The 3595-nt window shown below is 62.6% G+C and carries 2 protein-coding genes and 1 pseudogene; all 3 read right to left on the reverse strand.

The window, feature by feature from the left end:
• Positions 1-1561: pseudogene (locus AC1P6P_RS16485) on the reverse strand (hypothetical protein); the annotation flags it as partial.
• Positions 1562-1587: 26 nt separating this feature from the next.
• Positions 1588-2550, reverse strand: a complete 963-nt coding sequence (locus AC1P6P_RS16490) for a glycosyl hydrolase family 17 protein (protein WP_481403538.1) — start codon at positions 2548-2550, stop codon at positions 1588-1590.
• Positions 2547-3595, reverse strand: a 1049-nt coding sequence (locus AC1P6P_RS16495) for an MFS transporter (RefSeq protein ID WP_481403539.1), incomplete at its 5' end; no start/stop codon positions are given. The genes AC1P6P_RS16490 and AC1P6P_RS16495, both read right to left, overlap by 4 nt.

The raw sequence follows: 3595 nt of genomic DNA on the forward strand, positions 1-3595 counted from the left end.
ACCACGTATCGTGCGGATCGAGCACCTCCCAATCGAACCCGTCGCGGGTGATGCGATAGGGATTGTAGCCGTCGGCGGTGGAGGCATCGAGGAACTTGAAGATCATGCTCTCGGCGAAACCGGGGAAGGAATGGGCCAGCGCCTCCCAGTTCTGGAAGATGTCGCGCCAGTTGCCTTGATAATTCAGGATGCGTTCGCCGTGCGGGCCTTTGACGTCGATGGTGAAGATGTTCCACGGACGGCTGGGATCGCCATGGCGGCGGCTGAAGGTCAGCGGCAGGTATTCGTAAGCCAAGCGTTCGAGATTGGAGTCGTTGAGCCGCCGCACCAGCCCGAGCAGAACGTCGCGATGTACCGTTTCCGGCAACTCGGCCAACAGCGGCGAATATTTGACGGCAATCGCGCGATTGGCGGCCGAAAGAAAGGCGACGAAATCGTCGCGCGGAATCTCGTAACCGTTATCGGGAATGCCGCCGCGCATCACGTTGAACAGCGTGTTGGAATAATGCCGCCACGCGTTGCGCTCGTCGCGGGTCTTCTGAAGCCCGTCGGAGCCGCCGACGATGCGGACCAGCGCCTCGGTTCCGGCGGCGATATCGGCATCGATGGCGGCGCGCCGGTCGGCGCCCGAATTCAGGAAGGCGACCGTCGCGGCGACGCCGGCGGCATCGAGCGAAACGTCGGAGACCATCGTCCAGTCCCGTTTCTGGCGGGCGGCAAGCGTCAATCCGGCTTCCACGAAATAAGCACCGCGGCGGCCGCGCACCAGGGTTTCGTTCTCCACCGGCTGGCAATGGCGGAAGCGATCGAGCTGCGCCGCGCACAACAGATGCCGCTTTACTTCCAAGCCTTCGCACCACACCGTCGTGGCGCGCAAAGACTCGCGCGGGCGCGGCTGATCGGCCGGGATCGAACTCAAGCGGAACAGCCCCAGGCCGGTTGGCGCGTGCAGCTCGCTTTCCTTGTAGCCGTCGGCGAGCGTCGAATACTCAAGCTGGAAGCGCTGCGTCAGACCGGATGGGATGAGGTTCTGGATGCCATCCACCAGTTCCACGTCCACCGGATCGGCCGTCAGATTGGCAAGCGAGGCGCGACGCACGAAACCGAAACGATCCGACATCATCCACGCCGAGGTGAATTTGAGCCCGAGATCGTGATTGGTTTCCTCGAAGATCAGCTTGTTGCCGTAAACGCTCTTGTAGAGGCTGCGCACGACGCGATACTGGCCGTCGAAGCGCGGCGACAACGGTTCCCAGAATCCGACACCGGCCACCTTGATGATGGTCTTGGCACCGGTTCGATCGACGCTGTCGTGGATCTTGTCGTCGGTATAATAGGGAAACAGCGACTGATCGACATCCCTCCGCCCGGCCGTCAACGCGCCGGTGCTGGAAACGAACATCCACTGATCCGACCCCGACACCAGGCTCATCAGGAACGGGGCCATGGCATCGCAATTGGTGATCTTGAAGAACCGCTCCCCGCCGATGTCGACGAGATCGCCATGCGCGTCGAACGGTACGCGAATGACGGCTGCTTCGGGGACTAAAGGCGCGGTCATATGATGTCCTTACTCTCGGAACTACGCTACTGGTTACTGCTGACGGACGGCAAAGCGGCGGCGGCAGCCGGATACAGATCCTGCACGGCCGCCTTTGCCTTCCGCGCTTCGTTGAACACCCCCCAATGCCCTTCGGTACCATTGCCCTTCCAGGGCTCGTCGAACGCTTCGAACACGAACACGGTGACGCCGGCCGACTTGGCCCATTCGTTCAGTTCGCGGTAATAGCGCTGCTGCTTGGCTTCGCTGCCGGCCCCCGGCGCGTTCTTCGGATTATCGCTGAAGGTCGGCCACCCCGCCTCGCCGATCACGATGGTCTTGCCGGGATGCGCCGCGCGCACGGCTTCGTAGACACGGACGGTCGTCGCCATCGCGGTATCGATGTCCTCGCCGCCCCACGCCGGATAGGTGTGCAGCGTGATGAAATCGACCGCGCCCACCAGCTTCGCCGCCGGATCTTTCCAATAGAGATAATCGTCGGCGACCGTCACCGGACAGCGCACGCCCGCCTTCACCGTGGCGACATAGGCCAGCATCCGCTCCTCGGTGAGGCGATGATCGGACCACGACACCAGCGCTTCGTTGCCGACATTCACCGCCGTCACCACGTCGGGATACTCGTTGGCGAGCGCAATCGCGCGCACGATCTGCAGCGAGTTGGCGTTCAGCATGTCGGGCTTGCCGTCGAGCCAGACGCCGAGCATCACCTTGAGCGGGATATGCTCGCGCCGGATCGTCGCCAGCACGTCCTCGGAATGGCGGTCGGCGCTGTAGACGCGAATGTAGCTCCAGTTCTTGGCGAGAATCTGCATGTCTTCCCGCACCTGATCGACGGTCGGGAATGGACCGCTGTCGGGATGCTGGCCGGTGCGATAGCCGGAATAGGCGATGGCGGCGCCATGCCAACCAGGCATCGTGAGATCATCGCCGGCGCGGGCCGAACCGCACGCGGCGACGATCAGGAAAAGGCCAAGCAGCAGCCGCTTCATGCCACCTCTCCGCGCCGCGCCTTGAGGTCGGCTTCGATCTTGACCATCTGCGCTTCGGTCAGCGGATAGAACTGCATCAGCGCTGCCGCGACGACGAGCAGGACGCACGGCACCCATGAGGTCGCCAGGATGATGCCGTTCAAAGCCTGAGGTGTCTGCGCGACATTGGCCACGTAACCGACAAACGCCAGCAGCAAGCCGAACAGCCATGCCCCGATCGCCCAACCGACTTTGGTGGAAAAGATCGCCGACGCGAACACCAATCCGGTATTGCGCCGCCCCGTCCGCCATTCGGCCTCGTCCGCCACGTCGGCGAACATCGCGAACACCAGCGGGGAATTGAACCCGATGATGAAGCTGGAAACGATCTGCAGGCCGAAGATCAGATGAATATCGTTCGGCTTGGCCAGCCAGAAACCGCCGATCACCAGGCCGCCGAGACCGATCGCCAGCATGAACAGCGTTTTCTTGCCGAAAATCTTGGCCAGGAACGAGGCCATCATCACGGCCGCCACGAAGGCGATCCCGTTCGACACCAGGAATGCCGGCAACAGGCTTTCGTCCTTGACGAAATATTTGAAGTAGTAGGCGCTGTCCGATCCTTTGATCGCGAACGCGGCGAGCACCAGCAGCATCACCGCAATCAGCACCGCCCAGGCGCGCGAGGTGACCAGCGCGAGAAGATCGCGGCCGAGACTGGATTTCTGCGCCGGCGGCGGCGTCACCCGCTCGCGTGTCACGCCGAAACAGACGAACAGCATGAGCACGGCGAGAACGCCGTACAGCACCATGGTGAGCTGCCAGCCAAGCTCGGCGTTGCCGTGCCCGAGGACGCGCACAAAGGTCGGCGTCATGTACTGCACGAAGATGCCGGCGGTGAACGCGCCGATGAAGCGGATCGACGAAACGGAGGTGCGCTCGGCCGAATTCGACGTCATCACGCCCATCAGGGCCGTGTACGGAATATTGACCGCGGTATAGAGGAACATCAGCAGCGAATAGGTGACGTAGGCGTAGATCACCTTGTGACCGCCATCGAGCCCCG

The sequence above is a fragment of the Rhizomicrobium sp. genome (genome assembly GCF_056722145.1).

Bases quoted from the DNA above. Each gene is read 5' to 3' on its own strand.
- AC1P6P_RS16490 (WP_481403538.1), bottom strand. From the start codon at position 2,550: ATGAAGCGGCTGCTGCTTGGCCTTTTCCTGATCGTCGCCGCGTGCGGT.